Annotated in this window: 1 protein-coding gene; it reads right to left on the reverse strand. The window is 47.9% G+C overall.

What is annotated here, in order from left to right; translation table 11 throughout:
• Positions 1-257, reverse strand: a 257-nt coding sequence (locus B4920_RS26930) for a GGDEF domain-containing protein (protein ID WP_139379721.1), incomplete at both ends; no start/stop codon positions are given.

Here is a 257-nt window from a genome sequence, read left to right on the forward strand (position 1 = left end):
GACAGATGCGTATCAATGGCTTCAATTCGGCTTCGGCATTGTTCGGCAACTTCCATCCCCTTAGATTCACTGGCGTAAGGCAAGAATAGCGCAAATTCCTCACCGCCAATCCGGGCAAACACATCACCATTGCGCACATGGGGTTTTAATACTTCCACGACTTTTTTCAGCGCCCAGTCACCCGTTCCATGGCCGTAGGAATCATTAATCCGTTTAAAATGGTCTAAGTCGAATAAAATCACGCAAAAATCGCCCCC

It is taken from the genome of Zoogloea sp. LCSB751 (assembly GCF_002028455.1).
Lineage (GTDB): Bacteria > Pseudomonadota > Gammaproteobacteria > Burkholderiales > Rhodocyclaceae > Zoogloea.